The 3,151-nt window shown below is 57.9% G+C and carries 3 protein-coding genes and 1 pseudogene; 3 read left to right on the top strand and 1 reads right to left on the bottom strand.

Annotated features, from left to right (window positions below; all coding sequences use genetic code 11):
• Positions 1-511 (bottom strand): copper chaperone (locus tag AC6RA8_RS21810; RefSeq protein WP_500355846.1); only part of this gene is annotated, 511 nt, incomplete at its 3' end.
• 70 nt (positions 512-581) lie between these two features.
• Between AC6RA8_RS21810 and AC6RA8_RS21805 the strand changes: the two genes are divergently transcribed.
• The 3 genes and pseudogenes from AC6RA8_RS21805 to AC6RA8_RS21795 all read left to right on the top strand — a co-directional run.
• Positions 582-1,337, top strand: coding sequence for a FadR/GntR family transcriptional regulator (locus tag AC6RA8_RS21805; RefSeq protein WP_500355844.1), 756 nt, complete (start codon positions 582-584; stop codon positions 1,335-1,337).
• Positions 1,338-1,410: 73 nt separating this feature from the next.
• The gene (locus AC6RA8_RS21800; protein ID WP_500355843.1) at positions 1,411-2,811 is read left to right on the top strand and encodes a selenium-binding protein SBP56-related protein; all 1,401 of its coding nucleotides are present in this window, start codon (positions 1,411-1,413) and stop codon (positions 2,809-2,811) included.
• Positions 2,811-3,151: pseudogene (locus AC6RA8_RS21795) on the top strand (hypothetical protein); the annotation flags it as partial. The gene AC6RA8_RS21800 and the pseudogene AC6RA8_RS21795, both read left to right, overlap by 1 nt.

Raw genomic sequence — 3,151 nt, 5'->3', positions numbered from 1 at the left:
GGCTATGGCAGACGCCATGGCAGATTTCCTTCGCTCGGGTGAATTGAAACAGACCAACGGCCAGCAGCAGCAGGCCCGCAAATGTGGTGGTCTTGGATATGCCGAGCATGTCGATGACGCCACCAAAAAGCAAGCCCAATTGGACGGCGGTGATGAGGGCCGCAAAAGCGACCCAGACAATCGAATATCCCGCGATCACGCCCAGCCACCCTGCCCGCGTCCCGTCCGCGGAAATCATCAAGTCCTCGTAACTCCGCAAAGTCGGTACCAGCGTCGGCAACATCATCGCCGCCATCATGATGGCCCACATAGCAAACAGCGGACCAAAATTTGCCATCGGCATATACATGGGCATACGCGGGTCCATCGCAGCCATGCGTGCACCCATCTCGCCCGGACGCCCGATCAGGTCGAGGTCCATGTCCATCGACATGGAATACATGACCCACCAAGCGGCGAGAATGGCCACGAAGAATCCAAGCCAGAGTGTGGACCTGACAAGATGCGGCATGTGTCCTCCCCGACTGGACCGCGACTCAATACTTGCCAGATTAAATGTCAGACATTAAAATGTATGACAAATGAAAATTGATCCTGACAGCACAGTTGATCTTTCGGCACAGATCGCCAAGGCGATCCGGGATGCCATCATAGCGGGTGATTTGATTGTCGATCAACGGCTTCCCAGCGAGGCTGAGCTTGCCGATCATTTCGACGTGTCTCGGCCCACAGTGCGCGAGGCCTTAAAGCGACTCGCGGCGCAATCGCTCATCCGAACCCAGCGCGGCGCCACAGGCGGTGCCTTCGTGAACCGCCTGCGGTTCGAAGATGCCTATGCACAGCAGGTCACAACCTCGACCCTGCTTTTGTCGATGAATGCCGTCAGTTTCGACGTGGCGTGTGAGGCACGGTACGCGCTTGAACGCGCCTGCGCGCCGCTATCCGCACAGCGCCGCACCCCTGATCAGCTGGCGACCATGCGTGCCGAAATTCACCGCCAGGGACAACCGGGACTTACGGACGAAGCGTTTTGCGCCTCTGATGTCACCTTTCACCGTGCTTTGGTGGATGGCGCAGGCAACAAGGTGCTCAGCTATCAGCTTGCCGGTGCTGTTGAGGCCATGCAGCCCCTGATGAACATGATCACCTTCACCGCCCGGTCGCGCGAAGCGATTGTGGCGCTGCACACGGACATCGCAGATGCGGTCGAGGCGCAGGACGCGCCCAAGATCGACGCGACATTGGTTAAACTAGAAGCCTACACGCGGGAACTGGCCCATTCGGTTGTCACAGCCCGCGCCCAAAAGGCCGCAGAAAAGGAGCACAAGACCGCCTGATCCCTCCCATACGAAGTCGCAAAGGCAACCGAGGGGCCCGGCACTGATTGACACATGCTTCAGGGAGGAAGCCATGAATTTGAGACCCGACCCCACATTTTATCCCTCGCCCAATGATGCCATCCAGGCACCGGTCGAGAATCTGGCGTTTACGCTGATGCTCAGCCCAGATGGGACCAAGCCGGATGGTTTGGCTGTCGTGGATGTTGATCCCGAGAGCAAGACATACAGCCAGATCGTGCACGAACTATACGTCCCCAACCTTGGCGACGAATTTCACCATTTTGGCTGGAACGCCTGTTCGTCCGCCCTGTCGCCACTAACTGGCCACGCATTCCTTGAACGGCGTTACCTGATCATCCCCGGCATCCGGTCATCCCGCATCTACATCATTGATGTAAAGGAACCGCTCAAGGCCAAGATTCACAAGATCATCGAGCCTGAAGAACTGTTTGAAAAGACGGGCTATTCCCGCCCGCACACCATCCATTGCGGACCCGAGGGCATCTATGTGTCGACCCTTGGCGGCGGTGGCGAGGATGGCACAGATGGCCCTCCCGGTATCTTCATCATGGATTGCGAAACCTTCGACATTCTGGGCCGCTACGAGATGGACCGGGGTATTCAGGACAAGCACTATGATTTTTGGTGGAACCTGCCGCGGGATTACATGGTCAGTTCCGAATGGGGCCTACCGCCGCAGTTCGAAAACGGTGTTGTGCCAGAGGATTTGCTGTCGAACAAATACGGCCACACGATCCACTTCTGGGACCTGCGCGGGCGCAAAGTGACGAAGTCCATTGATCTAGGTGAAAACCACCAGATGGCGCTAGAAATCCGCCCCGCCCATGATCCGGTCAAGGAATACGGGTTCTGTGGTGTGGTGGTCGACACCACCAACTTGCAAGGCGCGATCTTTACCTGGTGGCGGGATGATGATGGCGAATGGCAAGCCAAGAAGACCATCACTATTGATCCCGTGCCTGCTGATGCGGACGACCTGCCTGACTTGCTCAAGGGGTTCGGTGCCGTGCCGCCGCTGGTGACTGACATCGACCTGAGCCTTGATGACAAGTACCTCTATGTCGCGTGTTGGGGCCTTGGCGAAATGCATCAATATGACGTTTCTGACCCGATGAACCCGGTCCTTGCTGGCAAGGTCGAGATTGGCGGCATCGTCAAGAAAACCAAGCACCCCAATGGCGAGGACTTTGGTTATGGCCCCCAGATGGTCGAGATCAGCCGCGATGGCAAACGCGTCTACTGGACCAACTCGCTCTATTCCACTTGGGACGATCAGTTCTATCCTGGTGAGCGCGGCGCGGCGATGGTCATGGCCCATGTTGGCGAAAATGGTGGGCTGACGCTGGACGAAAAGTTCTGGACCAAGTTCCCGGAAGGCTATCGCAGCCACCAGATCCGGCTTGAAGGCGGCGACTGTTCGACCGACAGCTTCTGCTACCCATCAGTCTGATGGATATGACGACGGCGGCGGGCCTCTGGCTCGCCGTCATCCTCTCCGGCCTCTACCACGGCCTGAACCCAGGCATGGGCTGGCCCCTTGCCGTTTCCTCCGCCCTGTTCGAACGCCGGCGGAGCGCGCTATGGCCTGCTCTGGGCGCCCTGTCGCTGGGTCATTTCGTTGCGATGCTGGGCATTCTGCTGCCGTTTTCGATGATGACATTGCTGATAGATTACCAAGGCGAAATACGCATTGGTGCGGGGCTGATCGTGATCGCAATGGGCGTCTACCTTGCCATCACGCGCAAACACCCCCGGTTCCTTGCCCGCATTCCTCCGCACAAGCTGACACT

Source organism: Tateyamaria sp., assembly GCF_059783535.1.
Note: the sequence above shows the minus strand (reverse complement) of the source record. Positions and strands in the feature narration are given on the sequence as shown.

What these genes read in the sequence shown, in the direction of transcription:
- AC6RA8_RS21800 (WP_500355843.1), top strand. Translation starts at nt 1,411, where the DNA reads ATGAATTTGAGACCCGACCCCACATTTTATCCCTCGCCCAATGATGCC.
- AC6RA8_RS21805 (WP_500355844.1), top strand. Translation starts at nt 582, where the DNA reads ATGAAAATTGATCCTGACAGCACAGTTGATCTTTCGGCACAGATCGCC.